Annotated in this window: 22 protein-coding genes and 1 riboswitch; all 22 genes read right to left on the reverse strand. The window is 40.1% G+C overall.

The window, feature by feature from the left end; genetic code table 11:
* Window positions 1-7 precede the first annotated feature (7 nt).
* The 22 genes from plsY to E2L03_RS00905 all read right to left on the reverse strand — a co-directional run bounded on the left by plsY (window position 8) and on the right by E2L03_RS00905 (window position 24,895).
* A complete protein-coding gene (gene plsY, locus E2L03_RS00805) occupies window positions 8-625 on the reverse strand; it encodes a glycerol-3-phosphate 1-O-acyltransferase PlsY (RefSeq protein WP_134258437.1) in 618 nt (205 codons plus the stop codon).
* A gap of 24 nt (window positions 626-649) precedes the next feature.
* On the reverse strand, window positions 650-1,963 hold the full coding sequence (der, locus tag E2L03_RS00810) for a ribosome biogenesis GTPase Der (protein ID WP_038480286.1): 1,314 nt from the start codon (window positions 1,961-1,963) through the stop codon (window positions 650-652).
* Window positions 1,964-2,027: 64 nt separating this feature from the next.
* On the reverse strand, window positions 2,028-2,648 hold the full coding sequence (locus tag E2L03_RS00815) for a YphA family membrane protein (RefSeq protein ID WP_038480289.1): 621 nt from the start codon (window positions 2,646-2,648) through the stop codon (window positions 2,028-2,030).
* 84 nt (window positions 2,649-2,732) lie between these two features.
* On the reverse strand, window positions 2,733-3,863 hold the full coding sequence (rpsA, locus tag E2L03_RS00820) for a 30S ribosomal protein S1 (protein WP_124742153.1): 1,131 nt from the start codon (window positions 3,861-3,863) through the stop codon (window positions 2,733-2,735).
* A 45-nt stretch (window positions 3,864-3,908) separates the two neighbouring features.
* Window positions 3,909-4,490, reverse strand: a complete 582-nt coding sequence (locus tag E2L03_RS00825; RefSeq protein ID WP_134258438.1) for a lysophospholipid acyltransferase family protein — start codon at window positions 4,488-4,490, stop codon at window positions 3,909-3,911.
* Window positions 4,491-5,162, reverse strand: coding sequence for a (d)CMP kinase (gene cmk / locus E2L03_RS00830; protein ID WP_095150333.1), 672 nt, complete (start codon window positions 5,160-5,162; stop codon window positions 4,491-4,493). It lies immediately after the preceding gene.
* Between the two features lie 125 nt (window positions 5,163-5,287).
* Window positions 5,288-6,637 carry a germination protein YpeB gene (ypeB, locus tag E2L03_RS00835; protein ID WP_134258439.1) on the reverse strand — a complete coding sequence of 450 codons (1,350 nt, stop codon included), beginning with the start codon at window positions 6,635-6,637 and terminating at the stop codon, window positions 5,288-5,290.
* A 21-nt stretch (window positions 6,638-6,658) separates the two neighbouring features.
* Entirely contained in the window at window positions 6,659-7,507 is an 849-nt protein-coding gene (gene sleB, locus E2L03_RS00840; protein ID WP_038480305.1) for a spore cortex-lytic enzyme, read from the reverse strand.
* Between the two features lie 273 nt (window positions 7,508-7,780).
* Window positions 7,781-11,224 carry a methionine synthase gene (metH, locus tag E2L03_RS00845; protein WP_134258440.1) on the reverse strand — a complete coding sequence of 1,148 codons (3,444 nt, stop codon included), beginning with the start codon at window positions 11,222-11,224 and terminating at the stop codon, window positions 7,781-7,783.
* A complete protein-coding gene (locus tag E2L03_RS00850) occupies window positions 11,221-13,077 on the reverse strand; it encodes a bifunctional homocysteine S-methyltransferase/methylenetetrahydrofolate reductase (protein ID WP_437183216.1) in 1,857 nt (618 codons plus the stop codon). The genes metH and E2L03_RS00850 overlap by 4 nt, the downstream gene beginning before the upstream one ends.
* Window positions 13,078-13,082: 5 nt before the next feature.
* Window positions 13,083-14,192, reverse strand: coding sequence for a methionine biosynthesis PLP-dependent protein (locus E2L03_RS00855; RefSeq protein WP_038480315.1), 1,110 nt, complete (start codon window positions 14,190-14,192; stop codon window positions 13,083-13,085).
* Window positions 14,193-14,272: 80 nt separating this feature from the next.
* Window positions 14,273-14,371, reverse strand: a riboswitch (SAM riboswitch).
* Between the two features lie 121 nt (window positions 14,372-14,492).
* Entirely contained in the window at window positions 14,493-14,657 is a 165-nt protein-coding gene (locus tag E2L03_RS20165) for a hypothetical protein (RefSeq protein WP_164468425.1), read from the reverse strand.
* Window positions 14,658-14,671: 14 nt separating this feature from the next.
* Entirely contained in the window at window positions 14,672-15,340 is a 669-nt protein-coding gene (prsW, locus tag E2L03_RS00860; protein ID WP_038485688.1) for a glutamic-type intramembrane protease PrsW, read from the reverse strand.
* Between the two features lie 85 nt (window positions 15,341-15,425).
* A complete protein-coding gene (locus E2L03_RS00865; protein ID WP_134258442.1) occupies window positions 15,426-16,385 on the reverse strand; it encodes an asparaginase in 960 nt (319 codons plus the stop codon).
* Window positions 16,382-17,356: a YpdA family putative bacillithiol disulfide reductase gene (locus E2L03_RS00870; protein WP_134258443.1), complete on the reverse strand. Its 975-nt coding sequence runs from the start codon at window positions 17,354-17,356 to the stop codon at window positions 16,382-16,384. Before E2L03_RS00870 ends, E2L03_RS00865 begins: the two co-directional genes overlap by 4 nt.
* A 95-nt stretch (window positions 17,357-17,451) precedes the next feature.
* Window positions 17,452-18,714 carry a Glu/Leu/Phe/Val family dehydrogenase gene (locus E2L03_RS00875; protein WP_038485691.1) on the reverse strand — a complete coding sequence of 421 codons (1,263 nt, stop codon included), beginning with the start codon at window positions 18,712-18,714 and terminating at the stop codon, window positions 17,452-17,454.
* Between the two features lie 197 nt (window positions 18,715-18,911).
* Complete coding sequence (locus E2L03_RS00880) at window positions 18,912-19,535, reverse strand: hypothetical protein (protein ID WP_038480325.1); 624 nt, start codon at window positions 19,533-19,535, stop codon at window positions 18,912-18,914.
* Window positions 19,532-20,980, reverse strand: coding sequence for a sensor histidine kinase (locus E2L03_RS00885; RefSeq protein WP_038480328.1), 1,449 nt, complete (start codon window positions 20,978-20,980; stop codon window positions 19,532-19,534). The genes E2L03_RS00880 and E2L03_RS00885 overlap by 4 nt, the downstream gene beginning before the upstream one ends.
* Window positions 20,977-21,666 carry a response regulator transcription factor gene (locus E2L03_RS00890; protein WP_038480331.1) on the reverse strand — a complete coding sequence of 230 codons (690 nt, stop codon included), beginning with the start codon at window positions 21,664-21,666 and terminating at the stop codon, window positions 20,977-20,979. Before E2L03_RS00890 ends, E2L03_RS00885 begins: the two co-directional genes overlap by 4 nt.
* A gap of 153 nt (window positions 21,667-21,819) precedes the next feature.
* A complete protein-coding gene (locus E2L03_RS00895; protein WP_134258444.1) occupies window positions 21,820-22,422 on the reverse strand; it encodes a genetic competence negative regulator in 603 nt (200 codons plus the stop codon).
* A gap of 102 nt (window positions 22,423-22,524) precedes the next feature.
* The gene (locus E2L03_RS00900) at window positions 22,525-23,421 is read right to left on the reverse strand and encodes a MerR family transcriptional regulator (protein WP_038480335.1); all 897 of its coding nucleotides are present in this window, start codon (window positions 23,419-23,421) and stop codon (window positions 22,525-22,527) included.
* Window positions 23,422-23,692: 271 nt separating this feature from the next.
* On the reverse strand, window positions 23,693-24,895 hold the full coding sequence (locus E2L03_RS00905) for a M20 family metallopeptidase (protein ID WP_166740160.1): 1,203 nt from the start codon (window positions 24,893-24,895) through the stop codon (window positions 23,693-23,695).
* Between the last annotated feature and the right edge of the window lie 19 nt (window positions 24,896-24,914).

A 24,914-nucleotide genomic window follows, 5' to 3' on the forward strand; every position in this document is an offset into this window, starting at 1 on the left:
TCTACTCCTATGCATGCTTTCTGCCAATTTTATTTTCTGTCCCTGATAAAAGTCGGCTCACGTTCGTGCGATGACGCCACAGCGACATAACCGCCAATATAACGGTAAACAACATGTATTCAAATGGATAGGAAAAGCTTGGGATAAGCATTAATAATACGAGTGCTACAGGAGTTAGTACAGCAAATAATAAGGAACCTAGCGACACATATCTAGTAATGAAAATACTCGCAATGGCCACAACTCCTGCAAGCAAAGCTGGAAGGAATACAAGACTAACGAGTACACCCATGGAGGTTGCTACTCCCTTACCGCCTCTAAAACCGAAATAAATAGGCCAATTGTGTCCGAGAATAGCAGCAAAGCCCGTGAGTACGTGAACAAACGCAGCATCAGTGAAGAGCATAGCCAGTAGAACTGGTAAAACACCCTTCACCACATCGAGCAAAAGCACTGTAATAGCGGGTCCTACCCCTAAAACCCGCAACGTATTCGTTGCTCCTGCATTCCCACTTCCTTCTTTACGAATATCAATTTTTTTAATTTTCTTCGCAATAAGGTAACTAAAACTTACTGAACCGAGTAAATAACTGAACAACACGAAAAAAATGGTTGTGATAATCATGTGCTTCCCCCTTTACACACACCATTAATCATTTTTCTTACGAGAAATAATATGAATCGGCGTTCCTTCAAAGTTAAACGTAGCTCGCAAACGGTTTTCTAGAAAGCGACGGTACGAAAAATGCATAAGTTCCGGTTCATTCACAAAAAAGACAAATGTTGGTGGTTGAACAGCTACTTGCGTTACGTAATTAATCTTTAAACGTTTTCCTTTATCTGTTGGCGTTGGGTTCATTGCTACTGCATCCATAATCATATCGTTCAATACATGTGTTGACACACGTAAGTGGTGATTCTCTGACACTTTCTTCACTTCTGGTAATAATAAATGAAGGCGTTGCTTTGTTTTTGCAGATAAAAAGACAATGGGTGCATACGAAAGGAACTGAAATTCCTGACGAATGTCTTCAACAAAACGTTGCATCGTTTTGTGGTCTTTTTCTAAAGCATCCCATTTATTCACAACAATCACAATTGCTCGTCCCGCTTCATGGGCGTAACCGGCAATTTTTTTGTCTTGTTCAATGATGCCTTCTTCTCCGTTAATCACGACTAAAATGACATCAGAACGATCAATTGCTTTTAATGAACGAAGAACACTATATTTTTCTGTTGCCTCATACACTTTTCCTCTTTTTCTCATTCCAGCAGTATCAATCACGACATACTCTTGCTCATCTTTTGTAAACGATGTATCAATTGCGTCCCGAGTTGTACCTGGAATTTGACTGACGATGACTCGCTCTTCACCAAGTAAAGCATTTACGAGAGAAGACTTCCCAACATTTGGACGGCCAATTAATGCCATCTTAATCGCTTCTTCTCCATATGCCACTTCTAAGTCAGTAGGGAAATGATCAACAACAGCATCAAGTAAATCTCCTAAGCCTAATCCATGTGCGCCAGATATGGGAAACGGCTCACCAATACCTAAGCCATAAAATTCGTAAAGCTGGTCACGCATTTCAGGGTTATCCACTTTATTTACACCTAAAACGACTGGCTTTTTAGAACGGAATAACATATTCACCACTTCTTGATCGGCTGCAGTAATTCCTTCTTTTGCGCTTACTAAGAAAATAATGACATGGGCTTCATCAATAGCAATTTCCGCCTGTTGGCGCATTTGCGCAAGCAACGGCTCGTCTCCAAGTTCAATTCCACCTGTATCAATTATATTAAACTCATGATTTAACCATTCCGCTTTATTATAAAGTCGATCTCTCGTTACGCCTGGCATGTCCTCCACTATCGCAACGCGTTCCCCGACAATCCGGTTAAAAATCGTAGACTTTCCTACGTTTGGTCTTCCAACGATTGCAACGACTGGTTTTGTCACAATCTCACACCCTTCCTACTTCGTGCTTCTATAAATTTTGTCTAACTCAATTAGTTTACTAAACTCATGCATGCTTGTCTATCCTATTTCCGATGGATGATGGCGGAATATGACGTCTAACAGTTCGCTTTTCAAGCTGCTGAATGACCACTGTAATCCACGTGATACTCACACTGAAAATAAAAGAAAAGGCAACAAGGTCCCAGAAAGCCAGTGATCCGATTAAAACTGGCATTCCCTGAGACTGTTGAATTTGTACAAAAACCTCTCCGTGCATCATCCCGATTACAAGAACAATGGACCTTTTATACCCACGAAGTAGAAGAAGCGCTACACAAACTGGTAGAATAAGTTGAACGACATAAGGTCCAACTAATAAAACAACTGGATCCATTCGGATAAAAGCTTGAACACCAAAATAAACGGCTGCAATAACAATCGAAACAAATAGAGGATAGATCAGCTGTTTCATTGCTCTTTGACCAATTGCCGCGTAGCAACAAACGAGCAAAAAGACAAAGCCAACACTGAAAGAATAGTGGGCATACGTCCATGTTAATGGTACGAATAGCAACAACGCTAAGACAATCACGCTACCAATGGCGCGAAAGATGGTTTTTGGCATAAAAAACGTCATAAGTCCAAACACGATCCACCCAAGCCAATAAAAATAAAAACCGTCCATTATAAATCACCTCTATGATGATTATGGACGGATTTTTACTAGATTAGACATGCAGCCGTTTCGATCATTCACGAAAATGAACGATTACGGGCGATAGTTTTTTAATTGATCACCAATCATGTCTGCTAAAGAGAATCCAGATGACTCTTCTTGGTGCTCTTTTTCATATGCTTTCGTTTCGTTGCGAATTTCTTGTTCCTGCGCTTCTCGGATGCTTAGTGAAATCCGCTTGTCCGCTTCATTAATTTCAAGAATTTTCACTTCAACTGTCTGTCCAACTTCAAGTACCTCAGCCGGGTTTCCGATGTGACGAGTTGAAATTTGTGAAATATGAACAAGCCCTTCCACACCAGGAAGTACTTCGACAAAAGCTCCAAAATTAGCAAGACGCTTTACTTTTCCAGACACGATATCGTTCACGTTTAATGATGTACCAACATTCGCCCATGGTCCAGGAAGTGTCTCTTTAATAGATAGCGAGATTCGTTCGTTATCAAGATCAACAGAAAGCACTTTAACCGTTACCGTCTCACCTTCACTTAAAACGTCTTGAGGACTTTCGACACGTTCGTGAGCAAGTTGTGAAATATGAACTAACCCATCAACGCCACCAATATCGACAAATGCACCAAATGTCGCTAAGCGTTGGACCGTTCCCGTTACAGTTGAACCCACTTCAATAGATTGTAGCGTTTCTTTCTTCTTCTGTTCGACTTCATCTTCTTGTACTGCACGTTGGGAGAGGATAAGCTTGTTGTTAGCTCTATCCAATTCAATGATTTTCAATTGAAGCTTTTGACCAATATAAGTGGAAAAATCCTCTACATAATGACGCTCAACGTGAGAAGCAGGAACAAAGCCACGGACACCAACATCGACAACAAGTCCACCCTTTACAACCTCTGCAACAGTGGCTTCCATTTGTTCATCTTTTTGTTGGATCTCTTCTAAATGCTGCCATGCTTTTTCAGCTTGCACTGCTTTTTTAGACAGAACCAACTCATCATCATCCACTTTTGTCACTTGTAATTCTAATTCATCGTTAACAGCGACAACATCACCTGCTTTTTCAATATGCAGCGCCGCCAATTCACTAATTGGTACAATCCCGTCTACTTTAAAACCAACGTCCACAAAGACTTGTTTATCTTCAACTTTTGTTACTGTTCCTTTTACAAGGTCTCCTACTGAAAACACATTCATTTCTTCAGCCATTGCCAATTCCTCCTCATAGGGTTTATTCTACCAGCCCACGATTCATTACTGGTGTATGTCTTTTAAACGCTGAATTTCAGTCATAATGGTGTCTGTTATTTCTTGTGCGGATACTCGCTGCTGACGATACGCTTCCATATCTATTGGTTCCCCGTATGCTAAAATAACACGTTTACGAAATCGATAAGGACCAATGATGACGCAAGGAATAACGTATGCTTCGCTTTTTCCTGCAAAAAAACCAGCGCCTGCTAATCCATTCCCGATTTCACCTGTTTTGGAACGTGTTCCTTCAGGAAATAACCCAACCATGTCGCCTTCTTTTAAAATTCGTAAAGCCGTACGCAATGATTCCCGATCATTTCCACCACGTTTAACAGGAAAAGCGCCTAAGCCTTTTAATAATTTCCCAATTCCTTTTTTATCAAACAATTCTTTCTTCGCCATGTAGCGCACTTGTCGATGGATAAACGCACCTAATAGAGGAGGATCAAAATTGCTAATGTGATTCGAGCAAAGAAGGACACCGCCTTCGGATGGGATATGTTCCTTCCCTCTAATCTCCACCTTAAATAGTGTTCGCAAAACAAGACGACAAACTGCTTGTCCAAAACGATACAGCTTCATTTAAACCGAGTGCTCCTTTACAAGATCAAGAATAGCGCCTGTCACTTGATTAATATCCATACATGTTGTATCAAGAACTTCTGCATCGTCTGCTTGTTTAAGCGGTGCAAATGCACGATTCGAATCTAACTCATCTCTTTTTTCAATATCTCGCTTAATAGCTTCTAAATCAGATGTAAGCCCCTTGTTTAATTGTTCGGTATGACGGCGTTTTGCTCGTTCCTCAACAGAAGCTGTAAGAAATACCTTTACGTCAGCGTCTGGAAGGACGTGGGTACCGATGTCCCTGCCATCAAGCACAGCATTTTTTTCACTAGCTAGCTTCTGTTGCTTTTCCATCATATATAAACGTATTTGCTTATAGCTAGAAACAAGCGATACGGTTTGATTTACTTTGTTTGAACGTATGTCTTCTGTAATATCTTCTCCATCCCAATAGACGGTGGTGCCAGTAGAGGATGGCGCCAGTTCAAGATTGCTGTTTCTCAACAATTGAATTAAAGCCTCTTCATCCTTTACATCGATTTCTCGTGCCAAAGCAGCTTGTGTTAATGCTCGGTACATAGCTCCTGTATCGATATAAAGAAATCCTAGTTTCTCGGCTACCTGCTTTGCTACCGTACTTTTTCCCGCACCTGCAGGACCATCAATCGCCACATTAAAACTCGTCATGAATCGTTCACACACTTTCTTTTAAAACTTGTTTTTTATCTGCCCCTATTATCTCATACTTTTAAAAGATGGCAAGCATCCTGTAAAGAAAAGAACCCCCGTAACATACCGAGAGTTCGATCTTTTTATTCGTTACTATAATCAGGTTCTGTATCTTTCATTCGTTCTACTTTTTCTTCATCACCAGTTTGGGCATTAATGAAAATGCGGTACGTATCGTTGTTTTTTGTTCCATAAAACTCATAGACAAGGACGTCTTCATTTAAATCTGTTTCAATTACTGCTAGATGGTCTTCCATAACCTCAATTCGTGGATTAATCATCCCTTGAGCATCGGCTTTCGAAATAGCTGGATTTGGCAAGTTTCTTGAGTCAAGATGGTGTATAATATGCCCACGCCCAACATAGGATACGATGTCCCCATCATCTAAAGCTACTTCAAGGGTTATGGAATCTGGGTAAATTCGGACTCCATCCTCTTCATAAGCATACTCAAGAACAGCGCGATTATTGTATTGCGTACTCTCTACGAGCACCATACCTTCTTTATTTGCACGCTCTAAAAACGCATCTGCTTTTTGAACAGCTTCATTTAAACCGATGGTTTGTTTATCAATTTTGCGGCTTTGCATAAACCATATTGGCTCGCCGCCCTCAACGCTCATGTCCATATTGTAATTGGCTTTATTTTCTGGATCATCAATTATAAGAGAATAAGCAGGGTAGTCAAGAGCATCACTGGCATCATCAACTCTAACCGTTGCTTCTTTACCTAACTGAAGTAGCTCAAGAGCAGCTTGCTTCGCTTCTTCTTTTGATATCTCTTCTCGTCCCTCTAGTGCATCCTTTAACTCGCCATTTAAATTACGAATCGCCGAGTCTGTTGCTCCCCACTCTACTTCGCTAAAGCCTTGAACAGATTTATTCATTCGTTCAAAATGATCCGCAAATGAATTTTGAGCTGGCTCACTATCTTCTCTTTCTCGCTCAGCTAACCAGTGCATATCTGTATTCATCATCATGGCTTGTGTTTCGCGCATTGATTGGCGAATGGAAGCAGATTGCTCATAAAGTTGCTCTAGTGTTTTATACTCTTTATCAGTCAATGGGTCTTGGTTTAAGTCTCTTACAGAAGTCCGGTAAGAGAAGTCAGCTATTTTGTATAAGTATTTTTCTGTATCTTCCATGCTTAACCCTTGTACAGGAAGCTCTGCTAAACTTTTTTCAGCTAAACTAGTTACTCGCCATACGTCTGCTAAAGCTGGAGATAACTGCCTCTGACTATTCATCGCCAACGTCTTGCCTAATTCATCTTCAATTTGATCAATATGAAAGCTTAAATCATGATACGCACGTTGATACATATTCTCTGCTGCTTGCGCTAAATGCTCTTTATCGTTTTTTTGTTGGTAACCCCATACACCTGTTCCGACTACCGCAACGGCAAGGGCTCCAATCATTAGATTTCGAATCACTTATTCCACCTCCGAAAAAAATTAGTAACAAAAGATATGTTTGCCAATGCGTTTAATTTGTGGTCTCGTCCAAATCCACGCTGATGTGGCGGTATCCGGGTTAAAATAGTACAGGGCGTTATTAGACGGATCTTGACCGTTTAAAGCATCAAGTACAGCGTTTCGGGAAGACTCATCTGCACCTAAATTAATTTGTCCATCTGCAACGGCGGTAAACGCACGTTCTTCATAAATAACTCCAGCAACAGTATCTGGAAAAGTAGGTGAATTCAAACGGTTCACAATGACAGCAGCAACGGCTACTTGCCCTTCATATGGTTCTCCTCGAGCTTCACCATAAACCGCTTGTGCCATTAGTTGAATATCATTACTTGAATAACCTGACGGAACGTTCTGTGCCTTTTCAATAATTGGTTCACCATTATCGCTTCCTGCTTGCTCATTCGAACCATTATTTGACGTACCATTATTAGATTGATTTCCTTTTTGTTTTTCTAATGAAGTGCCACCATAATGTGTAACAGAACGCCCTTCATTAAGTGCATTTGTCACAAACTGCTTATCAAAATTCGTTGTTTCTACCAGCTTTGCTTTCATATTTTCGCCAACTAAACCATCAATATCAATACCATATTCATATTGATAATTGCGAACAGCCCAGTATGTACCCCATCCGAACACACCATCAATGTTCCCATTGTAGTACCCTACATATTGAAGTCTAGCTTGTAATTCAACGACATCTTCTCCCGTTGCGCCTTTTTGGATTACCTGTTCTGAGAACGCATCTGCATCTGACGCTGGAGTCAGGAAAGAGAGTAGTCCGATAACAATGATAAGACTGGTTTTTAAAACTGTATTCTTACGCATATGCTAGGTTCATCCTCCTTTGTTATGTGTATTGATTTCTTCTAGCTACCGCTAGTCTTTGTTATTCCTTTTATTTTATACAGCAGAAATTTCTACTAATGTTGGGCTCCTTGCAATGAACGTTAGAGAGCGTTAACCCTCTATCCATACCTTTTATTCAGAACATTCATCACTGTTGCGTTCTTGAATGATTGGATGTGGTAACACAAAAAAGTAGTACACACTAGTCGTCTAGTATGTACTACTTCTCTGTAAATCGATTATGTTTTGCATCTATAGTACGTTAAAATAACGTCCTTCCGGATGAGAAAAAACAAGTGCCGTCACGCTAGCTTCTGGCTCCATCATACATTCTTCGGTTAGTTCAATTCCAATTTTCTCTGGTTTTAATAGATCAAATAGCTTTCGTTGATCATCTAAATTTGGACAGGCTGGGTAGCCAAAGGAAACACGAATTCCTTGGTATTTTGCAGAAAAACGGTCTGACATCGACATTTCTGGTGTATCAGGGAATCCCCAACGATCGCGCATCTGTTCATGAATTCGTTCAGCCAACCCTTCTGCCGTCTCTAGTGCAGCAGCTTGCACTAAATGGCTTTTTAAAAATTCGCCGCTTGCCTTCGCCGCTTCTCCTAATTCTCGCACACCTTTGCCTGCAGTTACTGCTAGAAAGCCCACATAATCCATTTCTCCACCAACCGGCCGAACAAAATCAGCTAAACATAAGAAAGGCTTTACTTGCTGTCTTGGAAACGAGAACCGCTCTAACTCCGTTGTTGGATTCATAGGGTCATAAATAATCAAATCATTTCCATCTGATTGAGCAGGAAAGAATTGATACATAGCGTTTGCCTGTAACGTTTTTAATTGATTCGCATCAGAAAATAAAGCGTCGACTTTTTCTTTTAATTCAACTGTTTTTTCATGACCTTCTGCCAGCAATTTTTCCACTTTTCCTTGAACGCCTAAATGCCTACCTAGAAGCATTTGCATATTCACGTAAGGAAAAATATGTTCAATATTATACTGTTTTATAATATGAGGCTCTAAATCTGCTGGTTTTACTACTGGGTGTGTATGTTTTATGGATGATTGAATCGGTTCAGACGATTGAACCATTTCTTTTTTTATTCGTTTTGCTACATAATCTTTTTTTAACTGGCGTTGCTCATTTAGCTCTAGTGCCAGTCGTTCACGCTTTTCATCTGTCGTAATTCGATTAGCCAGCTCTAACCCATTCATTGCATCTTTCGCATAAATCACAAGACCTTCATATTCTGGCGCAATGCGCGTGTCCACAAATTTTCTCGTTAAAGCGGCACCGCCTACTAGTACAGGAATCGAGATATCTTGTGATTTCAAATCTTGGGCCGTTAATACCATTTGCTGAGCGGATTTAACTAATAGCCCGGATAATCCAATAGCAGTCGGCTGTTCTTTTTTTATTGCATCAATTAATTCATTTGATGTTACTTTGATGCCTAGATTAACAATGTCAAAGCCGTTGTTACTTAAAATGATATCGACTAGATTTTTACCGATATCATGTACGTCTCCTTTCACTGTTGCTAATAAAATTTTTCCTTTTCGAGATTCATTTTCACTCTTTTCCATATGCGGTTCAAGAAATGAAACGGCCGCTTTCATCACTTCCGCACTTTGCAATACTTCAGCAACAATTAATTCATTGTTATTAAACAATCTCCCTACTTCGTCCATCCCATTCATTAAAGGACCATTTATGATGTCTAATGGCTCTGCATAGCTTTGCAAGGCGAGTGTTAAGTCTTGCTCTAAGCGTTGCTTTGTACCTTCCACTACATAAATCGCTAATCGTTCTTCTAAACTTAGCCCTTCGTACTCAATCGTTTTTTTTGCGCTTTTACCACGGTAATGGGCTGTAAATTCAGCAAGAGTTGCGTCATCCGTTTTAAAAAGCAGTTGTTCTGCTAATCGTTTTTCATGCTCAGAAATACTCGCAAATCGTTCTAATTTCTCCGTATTAACGATGGCATAATCAAGACCAGCTTGTGTACAGTGGTATAGATAAACCGAATTTAACACTTCCCGCCCTACAGGAGGCAAGCCAAACGACACATTGCTAACCCCTAAAATAGTTAAGCAATGGGGTAAATGCTCTTTAATAAGTTTTATTCCTTCCACTGTTGCCTTTGCTGAACCAATATACTGTTCATCACCTGTACCGACTGGGAATACAAGAGGGTCAAATATAATGTCATGAGCTGGAATTCCGTGTTTTTCAGTTAACAGCTTAAACGAGCGTACGGCAATCTCTAGTTTTCGCTCAGCGGAAACTGCCATACCCGTTTCATCAATGGTGCCAACAACAAGGGCTGCTCCATATTGTTTAACAAGCGGTAAAATGGCTTCAAACCGCTCTTCACCATCTTCTAAATTAATGGAATTAATAATGGCCTTCCCTTGTGAGTAAGTAAGAGCCTCTTGAATAACTGCTTCGTCGGTAGAATCAATCATTAATGGCACTTTCACCTTATTCGTAACAAATGATAAAAAAGCAGCCATATCTGTTGCTTCGCCACGATCCGGATCAGCCAAACAAATATCAATTACATGAGCACCTTTTTTCACTTGCGACCGAGCAATTTCTGAAGCTTCTTCGTATTTCCCTTCCTCAATAAGTCGCTTAAATTTACGTGATCCAATCACATTTGTTCGTTCGCCGACAAATAGTGGCCGCATTGAATCTTCGTAGAAAAGTGCCTCTAAGCCTGAGACCGCATGCTGTTCCCTTGTCGTTTCTTCTCTTGATTCATAGTGATTGACCATATCTTTAAGCGCCCGAACGTGAGCAGGTGTCGTCCCACAGCACCCACCGATGACATTTAACCAACCCTTTTGCACAAAGCCTTCTAATTTCTTTGCTAATGATTGTGGGGTTTCATGGTAATGTCCTTCTTCGTCAGGTAAACCTGCGTTGGGATAACAGCTTACATAGCTCTCTGCCATTTCCGCTAACGAACGAATATGGTCACGCATAAATTCTGGTCCTGTTGCACAGTTCAAGCCTACAACTAATGGTTTTAAGTGCTCGATGGAAAGGTAAAACGCTTCAACCGTTTGTCCTGCTAACGTCGTCCCCATCGGCTCAATTGTGCCAGAAATCATTAATGGAAGCTTTGTTTTCGTTTGAACAAATGCGTTCTCAATACCAATTGATGCTGCCTTTACGTTACGCATATCTTGGCTAGTTTCTAGAAGCAAAAGATCGGCTCCACCATCAATTAAACCTCTTGCTTGCTCTTCATAAGTGCCAATAAGCTCTTGAAAGGTTGTGCCACCTGTAACGGAAAGAGACTTTGTTGTTGGACCCATTGCACCAGCAACAAATCGAGGCTCATCAGCTGTAGACCATTTATCGGCCTCTTTCTTAGCCAGTTCCGCTGCTTTACGGCTAATTTCATAAGCAAGATGTCCAAGCTCATAGTCATCAAGAACAATACTCGATGACCCGAATGTGTTCGTACTAATAATATCTGCTCCAGCTTGTAAATAAGCCTGGTGAATCTTTGTTATCACGTGCGGAGAAGTAAGGTTTAAATACTCATTACAGCCATCAAAGTCTGCACCACCAAAATCATCTTCATGTAAGTCCGCATCTTGAATCATCGTTCCCATTGCACCGTCAAGCACAATAATTTTTTTCTTTAGTTGTTCAATTAATCCATTCTGTCTCATTGTAACTTCCTCTCTTTAGACAACGGAGCTGTTGTGTGTGTGCGTAAGTAACGGGTTAATTCTACCGTCAATCGATAGCGTAAAAACGGTGTAATTAAATACAGACCATTAAAATAAGTAGCCGCTGCATCTGCTAATGATTTGGCCATAGCAAGCCCTTCTTGTTCTGCTTTCACTTTATCTTCACCTGCTCGTGCCATACGTACCCTTGTATCATCTGACAAAGATATACCCGGTACTTCATTGTGCAAAAACTCAGCGTTTCGACTACTTGTTAACGGCATGATGCCGACAAATATCGGTACAGATAAATGTTTGGTCGCTTCATAGACCTCCTCAAACTGTTTTTCGTCAAAAATCGGCTGTGTAAGAAAATAATGAGCACCAGCCTCAATCTTTTTCTCTAAGCGACGAACAGCCTTATCCAGATGTTTCACATTCGGATTAAATGCAGCTGCTGTTGTAAAGTTTGTTGCTCTTCCTAATGACTTACCTGAAAACGAAATCCCTTCATTCATTTGTTTAATCAGTGGCAAAAGCTTCGTTGATGATACATCATATACCGAAGTGGCTCCTGGAAAATCACCAATTTTGCTCGGGTCACCTGTAATGACTAAAAGATCATTTAGTTCTGCTAAATCAAGCCCCATTAAATGGGATTGTAAACCAATTAAATTGCGATCACGACACGTTAAATGAACAAGACTTCGAATGCCTTCTTCTTTCAACAACATCGCTAATGTTTGATTATCAATACGCGGACTTGCTAGCGAGTTATCTGCAAGTGTTAATGCATCTGCCCCTGCATCTCGAATTGCTTTTGCCCCTTCAATAAAAGGATCAATATGCAATTTCTTTGGAGGATCTAGTTCAACGATAATGGTCTGCTTTTCTTCTACTAAATCTTTAATTGATGGACGTTGCTCGTGGAAACGTTCAATCGTTTCTGTTTTTAATGACTGTAGCCGAATTTTACGTTTTACTGGTTTTCGACCGCTTGCTGCTTCTTTTATTGCTTTTATATGAGCCGGTGTTGTTCCACAACAACCTCCAATAAGATGGACACCTTCGTTAATAAACCGTTCAGACATTGATGTAAAATAGTCTGTATTTGAAGCGTACACAAACCGACCATCACGATAACCTGGTAAACTTGCATTTGGGTAGCATGCAAGCGGAATGTCATACGGGAGCTCAAGCTCTTCAATGGATCGTAACATGTGGTATGGACCCATTCGGCAATTTAACCCTGTAACATCAGCACCTACCTCATATAATTCTGTTAGCGCATCGCTTAATCGAATACCTCCTTTTAAGACACCAATATCACCAAGAGACACATTTGCAATAATAGGTAGCTGCGTTCGTTTTCTCGACTCAATAACTAGTTGTTTAATTTCCGAGAAATCATAGAACGTTTCGAACAAAAGACCATCTACCTCTGCTTGTAAGAGTAGGTCTACTTGCTCCACTAATGCTTGCATACTTTCTTTATGATCAAGCTGCTCCGATTGGAAGCCTTGAATGCCACCTACAGTTCCGAGCACGAATACCTGTTTCTTCCCGCTATCTTGAACCGCTTTACGGGCTAGCTGAACAGATGCCTGATTTATGGCCCCTACACTCTCTTGGAGACCGTAACGTTTAAGCTTTTGTGCATTAGCAGCATAGGAATTTGTTTGAATAATGGTTGCACCAGCTTCTATATAGGCTTGATGAATCGCATAAATCTCTTCTGGCTTCGTTACGTTTAGCTCTTCAAAACATAAATCATAGCCTGCTTCATACAACAAAGTCCCTATCGCTCCATCTGCTACTGTCACAGAGGATGTTAATAGTTTTTTTAAATCCAATCGACTCATCCCTTCTTATTTTCCGCTGCCTGAAAAGCTTGTTGTATATCATTTATTAAATCTTCACAATGCTCTATGCCGACGGAGAAGCGGAGTAATGTATTATCAACACCTTTAGCGATTCGAATTTCTTCAGGAATATCCGCGTGGGTTTGAGTTGCTGGATAGGTCATTAAACTTTCAACACCACCAAGACTTTCCGCAAAAGAAATGAGCTTTAACGATTGTAAAATTGGATTAATAAGAGCTTCATCCCTTACCCTAAACGACACCATTCCACCTTTACCAGGGTACAGAACTTCTTTTACAATGGATTCCTCATTTAAAACCTCCACCAACCGTTTTGCGTTTTCTTCGTGTTGTTTCATTCGTAACGCTAATGTTTTCATGCCGCGCATTAAGAGCCAGGAGTCAAATGCACCAAGGATAAACCCCGCACCATTATGAAAATAAGCGAGCTGTTCGCTTATTTGTGTGCTTTTGGCAACGACAAGCCCTGCCACTACATCATTGTGGCCTCCTAAGTATTTTGTTGCTGAATGAACAACAATGTCTGCTCCTTCTTCTAACGGTTTTAACAATAGAGGCGTTAGAAATGTATTATCAACAATTAAAAGCAGGTTATGGATTCTACAATATGCCGCTAGATCTGCAATGGAAGCCTCTTTCATCAGTGGATTGGTAGGTGTTTCGACAAAAATGGCTTTTGTATTAGCTGTTCGTAATGCTTGAACGGCCTCTAAATCGGACATATCAACATAATCAAACGTTAAGCCCCACTTTTTCCAGCCACCTTCAAAAAGTCGATATGTACCACCGTATAAGTCATCTGAACATAGAATATGGTCACCTTGTTCAAAGAGTGAGAAAACAAGCTGAATTGCCGACATCCCAGAACTTGTGGCAAAGCCTCTTTCTCCATGCTCAAGACTTGCAATTGCTTGTTCCAGAACTTCTCGAGTCGGATTTCCTGTCCGTGCATAATCATAACCAGTTGATTCCTGTATACCCGAATGTCGAAAAGCCGTTGAAAAATAGACCGGTGTATTAACCGCCCCTGTTTCATCTTTTCGGCGATTACCAATTTGCGCGAGTATTGATTGATCATGTGTCATGTTGCCATCCCCTTTTTCCCTCTTATAAAACAATAAAAAACCTTTCTTCAAGATAATAAGAAGAAAGGTTGCTGACATTTCTCTTATCTTGCAGATTACTGCTGGATTTAGCACCTTGCCTATAAGGCTGGTTGCTGAGACTTCACAGGGCCATATCCCTCCGTCTCTCTTGATAAGATCTATTAAGTTTTTTTGTATTGTCACAACTTTAACGCAAAAGATACGATTCTGCAAGTCATTCATTTTATTTTTATCGAATAAAAAAACGTACGGCTATTGTAGCCGTACGTTTTCTCATGTTTATTCAGGAGACGCTTCAATAATTAATTGATCTTCGTTCCCACATACACACTGCTTAAATCCTGTTTCATAGTCTCCGTTCTCATTGCGTTTTCCACGTAAAATATATTTTTCTCCACATAAAGGGCAACGAATGACAATTCGATAGCGATTCGCTGTTGTCACGCTATACTCCTCCTTTAGTCCATCTGACTCTTCTCATTTTCATTGAGCTTGTTCGCTTTTTTGATTTTCCATATTGCCAATAGCCAAAGACCAACCATAAAAGGAATCATTAAAAGTAAAAAATAATGTCCAAAATCCATTAGAATATAGTCATAGCTTCCGTGTAAGATCATTGGAAGAACAGCTGCGAATCCAAGAAAAAGCAGCCTTTTAGATCGATGGTATTTTGCCCTTCCAATATAGTAGCCCATTACAATTCCATACACAGCATGAGCAGTCGTTGGCAATAAAGTACGTGGCAGGACATGATCGAAACCGTAAGCAATCATATATAAGCTGTTTTCAACTGTTGCAAATCCAAGTGACAGCGCTACACCAAAAACAATTCCATCTAAGGGTTGTCTTAACTGACCGTGTTGATAGGCAAATATGAACAACATCAGCCATTTTAACCCTTCTTCAATCAATCCGTAAAGCAAAAAAGCTTTTACAAACGGTTCCGTAATCATTTCTTCTTCCGTTAACGCAAATTGAATGACGGATATCGGAAGAACGAGGAGAGCACCAATAATAAAAATTCGCAGAACTAAAAACATAGCCCCTCTGCTAAAAGAATCACGCAAGTAAACATAGGAGAACAACGCCATGGCTGGTGCCAGAGCTGCAATCACAAAAGAAATCAAGGCTTGTCGACCCACTCTCTAAAAAGGAAGTCCACTAATTACTCACAGTATACGCCTCACACTGATGAGACTCAAGTAACATCCCTTATGAAAAGCCAAGCATAACATCTTTCTTAGCAGCAGTTAATACGAGGGTTTTTACCCTTGCTTTTTTACTATCATAATCTGAACCTAAAACAACACCGAGTTGCTCAAGATGATGTGCACTTCCTTTATAATCGTACGTTGGATACACTTTCCCTTCTTCCGATGATGTTGTTAAAATAATTGGTTTTCCCGCGAGAATGGCCTCTTCAATCGGCGCCACTAGTTGCGGGGGAACTTGTCCACGTCCTACAGCTTCCAATACAAGTCCATCAACTGTTGCGATGATTGCACGTAGTGTTTTCTCAGACATACCTAAATATATTTTAGCAATACCAATCTCTTTAAAGCGAGGTTCCGTTAATTCATACATTTCCCGACGAATTGGTTTTTGATACGTAAAAATAACATCATTGTCAATAATTCCTAAGTATCCAAAACCAAACGCATTAAAACCTTGAATATTTGATGCATGTTCCTTTTTCACATAACGAGCAGAAAAGATGCGCTCATTAAAAACAACAACACAACCTGTCCCTTTTAAATCTGGTTCACATGCTGCATAAATGGCATGTCGTAGATTCATAAAAGCATCGCTACCCGTTTCTTCTGGTCCTCGCTGCGACCCTGTTACAACAACAGGCCTTTCATCTGTATTTGTTAAATCCACATAATAAGCTGTTTCCTCTAACGTATCTGTGCCATGTGTAACGACAACGCCATCCACCTCTTCCGATTGAAAGGCTTGTTTAATTTCTGTTTCCAGTATATGCCAATCCTCTGGTATAAGATGCACACTTGGTTTTTGTAAAACAGACCGCACCGTTACCTGTATATCCGTTGGCAAGCCACATAGCTCTGCAAGCTCTTCCCCTGTTAATTCACCTGCCACTAGCTTGCCGTTTTCACTAGTTGTGCTCGCAATTGTTCCACCTGTAGTTAAAAGTACGACGTGCCTCACTGCATTTCCTCCATTTTCTGCTTTTGGATAATAGCGGCAGCAATCTGCTTCCCATGCTCTCTGCCATTTTCAATAAAAATCTCATTGGCGTTATTCCCTGCTGCTATAACGCCAGCGATAAATAGACAGGCAACATTCGTTTCCATTGTTTCGCTTTGAAAGCTCGGGCGTCCTGTTGCTTCGTCTACTTCTACTCCCATACTTCGAATAAATGAATGATCTGGGTGGTAGCCTGTCATGGCAAAGACGAAATCTGCCTTCACAATACGATCTAGTCCATTTTGTTTATAATGAACGGCTTTCTCCGTAATCTTTGTAATATGTGCACCAAACTCTAGTTGAATACGACCATTATGAACGAGAGAAATCACTTCGGGTAGAATCCAAGGCTTCACGCTTTTCGAGTACTCATCTCCACGGTAAAGCATTGTAACGCGAGCCCCTGCTTTTTCAAGCTCTAAGGCTGCATCTACAGCCGAGTTTTTCCCGCCAATCACTACAACGTCATGATCAAAGAAAGGGTGAGCTTCTTTAAAATAATGCATCACATGCTTACTCGTTTCCCCTGGAACATTCATATAATTAGGGGAATCATAGTAGCCAGTAGCCACAACAATATTTTGAGCTTTATACTGTTGCTTTGTTGTTTTTACAGTAAATACATTGTTCTCTTTTCCTACATGTAGTACTTCCTCATAAGCGTGAACGTTTACCTTTTTACGCTTCGCAACCATGCGATAATACACTAGCGCTTGGTTACGTACTGGTTTTCTCTCTTCTGTAATAAAAGGTACGTCTCCAATTTCCAATCGTTCACTCGTACTGAAAAAAGTTTGATGTGTAGGGTACCGATAAATGGCATTTACAATATTATCTTTTTCAATGATTAAGGTGGACAACCCTTTTTTATCACACTCAATTGCTGCTGATAATCCACATGGTCCTGCTCCAATAATAATTACATCATACATACACTGATCAACCTCTTTTCAACGCTCATTCATAGCCAAAACCCTTGTGCGCAAAAAAACGATCACAAGGGTTCTCATAGGAAAAGTATATCAAATTAAACCCAACCACGAAAACGAGATGCTTCTGCCATTCGGCGAACCCCGACCATATAGGCGGCCAATCGCATATCTACTTTGCGCCTTTTCGCTAATTGATAAATATGGTCAAATGCTTCTACTAATACGGTTTGAAGTTTTCCTTCTACTTCTTCCGCTGACCAATAAAAACCTTGATTGTTTTGCACCCATTCAAAGTAGGAAACCGTTACCCCTCCAGCACTTGCTAAAACATCAGGAACAAGAAGAATGCCACGTTCCGATAAAATCTTCGTTGCTTCTAGTGTTGTTGGTCCATTTGCAGCTTCCACAACAATGGATGCCTTAATGTTCCCAGCATTACGAGCTGTAATTTGATTTTCAATTGCAGCAGGTACTAAAATATCGCATTCCATTTCTAGCAATTCTTCATTCGTAATCGTATCTTTAAACAGCTTAGTCACTGTTCCAAAACTATCTCGTCGATCAAGTAAATAGTCAATATCAAGTCCCTCTGCATCATACAAGGCTCCATATGCATCCGCAATCCCTACAACAAGCGCGCCTGCATCAGACATAAATTTTGCTAAAAAGCTACCTGCATTTCCAAACCCTTGAATAATGACTTTCGCTCCGTCCATATCAATGCCTTGCTTTTTCGCTGCTTCGTTTACACAAATAGTTACACCTTTAGCCGTAGCAGACTCTCTTCCGTGTGAACCACCAAGTACTAGTGGTTTACCTGTAATAAATCCTGGTGAATCAAACTCGCGAATGCGACTATATTCATCAAGCATCCAAGCCATGATTTGAGAATTCGTAAACACATCTGGAGCTGGAATATCTTTCGTTGGCCCAACAATTTGACTAATGGCACGTACATAACCTCGGCTTAGTCGCTCTACTTCCCGGAAAGACATCGTTCGAGGGTCACAAACAATGCCTCCCTTTCCTCCACCATACGGTAGATTCACAATACCTGCTTTTAAGCTCATCCAAATCGATAGTGCCTTCACTTCTTTTTCCGTTACATCAGGGTGGAAGCGAACGCCTCCCTTCGTTGGACCAACAGAGTCATTATGCTGGGCTCGATAACCAGTAAAGATCTTAGTCGATCCGTCATCCATTCTTACTGGGATACGAACCGTCATCATACGCATCGGTTCTTTTAATAATTCATACATTTCTTCCGGGTATCCTAATTTACTTAACGCAGTATGTATAATGGATTGAGTTGACGCAAGAACATCATTCGTACCTGTTCGATTCGCGCTTTCGTCCATTGATTCTGTCACCTCACGGAATTTTCCTTTTTTCATTTAACACTTCTAATGATAATGAAACAGGACAGGGAATGCCACCCTTATTTTGTCCAATTCATCATCGATGTCGTTCTTTTATTCTCTATTCCACATATTAACCTTCTCAATCTTCGTAAGCAGCATTCCTATATGCTCACCATTCACCTGACAGCCAACCTTTATTCAGCCTCATTTACAAAGTGATAGGTTTGCTCATCGAGAATGAATACTTCTTCTGGAATAACCGGGTGAATCTTAAAATAACTTGCTTCAAGTCCAATTTGTTCACCATTTACATGTTCCGTTTGTTTTAAAACAACAAGCGATTGCTTGTCAACCCAAAGCTCATATTCTAAAACGTCATCCTGATAAAATTCCACATGAAAGACATTTCGTTTTAACAACTTATTGTTTTTACTTTCACTAAAGCGAATGTCGTGGGTCGAGGAAAGGTAATCAATCTCGTTGACTAAATAGTTGCGACCAGTTGAAATAAGTCCTTCTCGTTCATATTCGTACACTTCTTTTGTTTGATGATCAACTTCAAATAATTTTTGACCATCATAAAGCTCTGAATAAAGCAACGAATCGTCTATATAGGAATCAACTCGTTGTCTTCCCTCACTTTCAGCGAAAACATGCATTTTCCATCCTTCCTCATCTTCTAGAACCAGTTCAAACGGCAAAAATTCACTTTCTTGATTAAATGCCTCCTCTAACAAGGCGTTTGCATCCATTGACGAATAAAAGCAGCCTCCCATGAATAAAAGCATCACTGCCCCTGCGATAGACCGTCCCTTCACTCTATCCCCCCTTTTTTGTTACGATGAGCTAATGGAAGCATAAAATAAAAGGTGCTTCCTTTTTCTAACGATGACTGAACCCCCATTTTCCCTCCATGTTTTTGAATAAGCTCTCGACAAATGGAGAGCCCTAAACCAACCCCACTTTCATTTGATTGATTTCGCGCTTTTTCTACTTGGTAAAACGAATCAAAAACAAGTGTCTGCTCCTCAAGTGAAATGCCTTTTCCTGTATCTTTCACGATAAAGTAAACATGCGCTTCTTCGTACGCTATGGAGTGAGAAACGAGTTTTTTTTCCTGCGTGGTAGCAAGTAATGTAATCCTTCCACCCTCTGGTGTATAGTTCACTGCATTAGCCACAAGATTATCTACGACTTGTATTAATCGATCCACGTCAACTTGAAGTTCTGCATGAGAACAATCTATGTCAATTGTAAATTGGTGGTTTTTCCACTGATCTTTATACCCATCAAAAAGCGTATCGGCAAGCTCTTCTGCATCCACTTGTTGTAAATCCAACAAAAAACTTGTTGCACGGATTTGGGAGTACATTAGTAAATCACCAATTAATCGCTGCATATAGCGGGTTTTAGTTAAAATAACAGACGCATACTCATCTTTCTTATCGTCACTTTCTATTAACCCTTCTGCATAAGCACGAATAGAAGTTAATGGTGTTCGTAAATCATGAGAAATAGAAGCAATAAGTTTTTGCCGATTCCCCTCCACTCGCTGTTTTTCTCGTTCGGTTTCAACTAGTTGAGCCGTCATAATAGCAAAATCATCCAGCAACACCCCTACTTCCGTTCGCCTATGAGTGGAGCCATGTAGTTTAATCTCTCTTTTTCCATCACCAATATGCTGCATCTGTTCTTTCATCCAAGTAAAAGGCACAAGCATATTTCGCTTAAACCAGTGTTGAACAATGTAAAACGTAATGGCGCTACTACATACAAAAAATAAAAACGTTAACAAATAAATCAAGGATGCATCTTGTTGGATATCGCCTTGATGTAAGCGTATTTCGTAATACCCTGTCAACGTATCTTCAATAAAAAGTGGTTCCTTATAAATAAAGGCACCCTCCCGTGTTTGAAGTTCATAAAGGTTACTCATCATATCAGCTGGGCTTAAATAAGATGCAAACAGTCCAGGCTCCGATTGGGAAACAAGTATCCGTTGAGCAGAGTAAAGAGCAAGGTCTGCAACCTCACCATGATGGTGTTGCGTTTGCAACAGAACTGCTTCAGGATCTGTCTTAATAGCTTCTGCTTGTCTAGCAAGACCGCTGCCAATTGCTTTTGCTTTTGCAATCGCTTCAACATAAAGCTCACTTTGCCCTTGAACTGCGCGATTAATTTGTATGCTAAATAAACTAGTTGTGATAAAAGGAACAATTGCCGTAAGAATTAGTAGTAAATTTAATTGTCCTCGGAGCTTCATGCGCCAGGTGTAGCGATAAACTTATAACCAATGCCCCAAACCGTCTCAATGAATCGTGGTGCTTTTTTTCGATCATTTAGCTTATCTCGTAAGTTTTTAATATGTACAGTTACAGTGCGGCTATCGAATCCATCACTGTTCCAAATTTGATTATACAATTCCTCTTTCGTGAATACAGTCCCTCTATTTTCTGCTAGAAATAAAAATAACTGATACTCTTTCGCTGTTAAAACCAGTGGTTGATCTTGAATCGTCAGCTGCCTTCCTCTACGATCAACTTTTACTTCATGAAACTGAAGCTCGTTCTCTCCCTGTAGCGATTGAACAGGAGAATGTCGACGTAATTGAACTTTCACACGAGCCACTAGTTCAGATGGACTAAATGGCTTTGTTACATAATCATCAGCGCCAATTTCTAAACTTTGTATTTTGTCTACATCTGTTTGTTTTGCACTAACGACAATAATGGGAACACTTGAAAAGGTTCGCGCTTCTTTGCATAGCGACAATCCATCTTTTTTGGGGAGCATTAAATCAATAATTGCGACTTTATATGCGTGCTCCTTTAGCTTTTTTAATCCAGTCTCTCCATCTTCGCACCATGTGACGCACAAATTTTCTTTCTTTAAATAATCTGTAATAATTGTTGCTATTGCTTTATCGTCTTCCACTAAAAGCACATCCATAGTCCCACCTCATGTGCAATTTTTAATTCTATTTTACCAAATTTCAGCAATGAAATATAGTTCTTTTCCAGTCGTTCACTTTTCACTAAGGAATGAAACCCATACAAAAAGCTCGTAGACTGTATCGTCAACAAGCTTTGCACGATCTTCATTTTACTTGGGTGCATAAAAGGTTTGGAATAAATACGCAATCGTATTCGATTCAATTAGTTTCTTTCCGTACTCAGCGATGCGATGAAATGAAATAGTAGCAGGACTACCAAATTCAGACAAGATGGCCACTAATGCATCTTCATTTATTTGTTCTAGGTCGTCGTCGGATAGCTTTAGAAAAAAACGATCTTGATAAGAATAAAGTTCTCCTCCATCCATGTCGATTGCGTTTAAACGAGGTATGAGGCCAACAACATCTTCAAAAGATTTAAACTCATAAAAAATATCATCAATTTCATCTAACGTTAACTGCATTTCAATAAAGCCATCTTCATAATCCTCTGTATCATATTCATCTGACTGCGTACCTTTTGTTACAATAAAGACCATCCCTTGCGCTGGCATAGCGAATACTTCAACCGCAATCGGACCATCTACTTTAAAACCTAATTCATCATCTGCTTCAAGCATCATATCACGAAATAAGTCATGTACTTTCGGTACATCTTGCCACAAATCTTCTTTTGTTATTCCTCTTTCTTCCATATCATCAAAGGTTAAAAAAACCTTAAACTTATCAATCGCCAAACGCTCTAATCGCATTCCTATACCTCCTTATGACCAGGCTATCCCATCTCAAACATTTATACGATACTTTATGTTTGCATGCATTAGATGGTTCAACGTTTTTATCTAAAATTAAATCTAATTCATATGCTCTAGCCATAATTCCCAATCTGCTCTTGATTTTCCAACAAAGAGATGCGCATACTCCTTTTTTTGCTCATCCGTTAAACCGTTAAATGCCTCACCAATCATACCACTTTTTTTAATCGATGACTTTTCAGTTATATAGCGTACATACTTAACGGCTTGCTCAAAATGCACGCTCTTCATTGAAGAAACAATGATTAATTCAGGCTGTATTTGCTCCATTACTAGTTCAACATCTTCGACTGGAATCCCTGCATCTAAACAAATCACATCCATACCTTTCCGTTTTAAGTAAAACGAAAAAACACGAAGTAACATGGAATAGGAATCGCTTTCGTACGAAAACAATAACGCTTTAGGCATTTGGTTATTTTTTGGAATACTTAGCATGACATTCTTCACTTTTGCACCAAGTATTTGAAGCATATATTGTTTATGAATGGGCGTCATAGACGGCTGCTTGTCCATTTCTACTATTAATTTTTCCACTTGCATAAACAGATCAATGGTTACTCGGTCTACCGAATAGATGCTGTAGGCTTGATTTAACACCGCCTGCGCTCGATCTTCATCAAAGCTAATGAGCGCATCAGCAATTTCTCTCGCTATTTTAACAATATAATGGTGCCCTTCAGAGGCATGGTCTAAATCCGTTCCATTACGCTCTAAAGACTCCACTGCTTGTTTAATCGTAAACCCTTCGTTTACTCTTTCGATAAGCGTCTGGAGCTTTAGTACGTGTTCTTCACTATACAAACGGTGACCACTTTCATTACGAAAAGGAGCTACCACATGGTAGCGACGTTCCCAAGCTCTTAACGTACCAGGTCTAATCCCGAGCTTCTTTGACACAGCCTTTATATTATAATTCCCTTCTTTAAAGGTCATATCCAATTCGCTCCTTACTAGTTCAACCAGTTGCCTGTTTAGTTTTTCGACTGTTTGCTAATATTCAATCCTATATATCCTTTTTTTCATTAGGTTAATCCTTTTACAGAAATCTTTTCTTAACGAAAAGGTATAGCAGTATCATACCACACTCTATTCAAACCACGCACACATGCACTTTAATGGCTACGATTCGAAATACACGCAGCTTTCAGCGGTAAATAGACGTGCAAAAAAAAGCAGATCGAATAGGATCTGCTTTTTGACGTGCTTACTTTACCGCTTCTGTAGCAGCATTTAGTTCAGCCAATGCATATAACGCAACTGCCCCTAAATGTTTAGCTGCAATAAGCATAGATTCCTCGTCAATCGTAAACTTTGGATGATGGTGGGGATACGTGATGCCTTCTTGTTCATTTCCTGCTCCAGTAAAGAAAAAGGCACCTGGCACTTTTTGCAAATAGTAGGAAAAATCTTCACCGCCCATGACAGGAGGAACCTCGTAGACATTAGCAGAATCAAAAAATGACTCCGATGACTGCTTTAACCACTCTGTTGCCTCTGGATGGTTAATAACTGCAGGATACCCCTTACTATAATGAAATTCATACGAGGCGCCATATGCATCGCATACCCCTTTTATAACATCTTCCATTCGCTTTATTATTTGTTCTTGAACGGTTTTACTAAAGGTCCGTACTGTTCCAGATAAATTGGCTACCTCACTTACAACATTAAATGCACCACCAGCATGAAAAGAAGCGATTGTAACAACTGCCGGTTCGAGGGGGTCCACATTCCGACTGACAACCTGCTGTAAAGCTAAGGAAACTGCTGAACCTACAATAACAGCATCAACCGTTTGATGAGGCATTGCTCCGTGTCCGCCAAAGCCTGTAATGTTAATATCAAATTTGTCTGCGGCTGCCATTAAACGATCATAGGAATACCCAACCTTTCCTTTTGGTATTGGCGTCCATAAGTGGGTTCCAAAAATGCGATCTACGCCATCTAAACAGCCATCATTAACCATTGCAATTGCTCCACCAGGAGCTAGTTCTTCAGCAAACTGGTGAATAAACACAATCGTTCCTTCTACATCTGCTTTTCGTTCAGCAAGCACTTTTGCTAACACAAGTAATGTAGCCGTATGTCCATCATGGCCACAAGCATGCATTTTGCCAGGATGTTTCGAAGCGAACGGAAGTCCGGTTTCTTCTTGAATTGGCAATGCATCAAAATCCGCACGCAAGGCCACAGTTTTACCAGGCTTTCCTCCCACTAACGTTCCGACAACGCCTCTACCACCTACCTCGGTTCGCACGTCAATACCAATATTTCGTAAATATTCTGCTATTTTCGCTGGCGTATGTACCTCTTCATAAGACAATTCAGGTTCAGCATGAAATTCTCGTCTTAATTCAATCATTTCTGGGTAAAGCTCGTCTAATCGAGATAGTATGTCATTCAGCATTCTTCTTTTCCTCCTTATA

Source organism: Shouchella oshimensis (genome assembly GCF_004375095.1).
Classification (GTDB): Bacteria; Bacillota; Bacilli; order Bacillales; family Bacillaceae_D; genus Shouchella; species Shouchella oshimensis.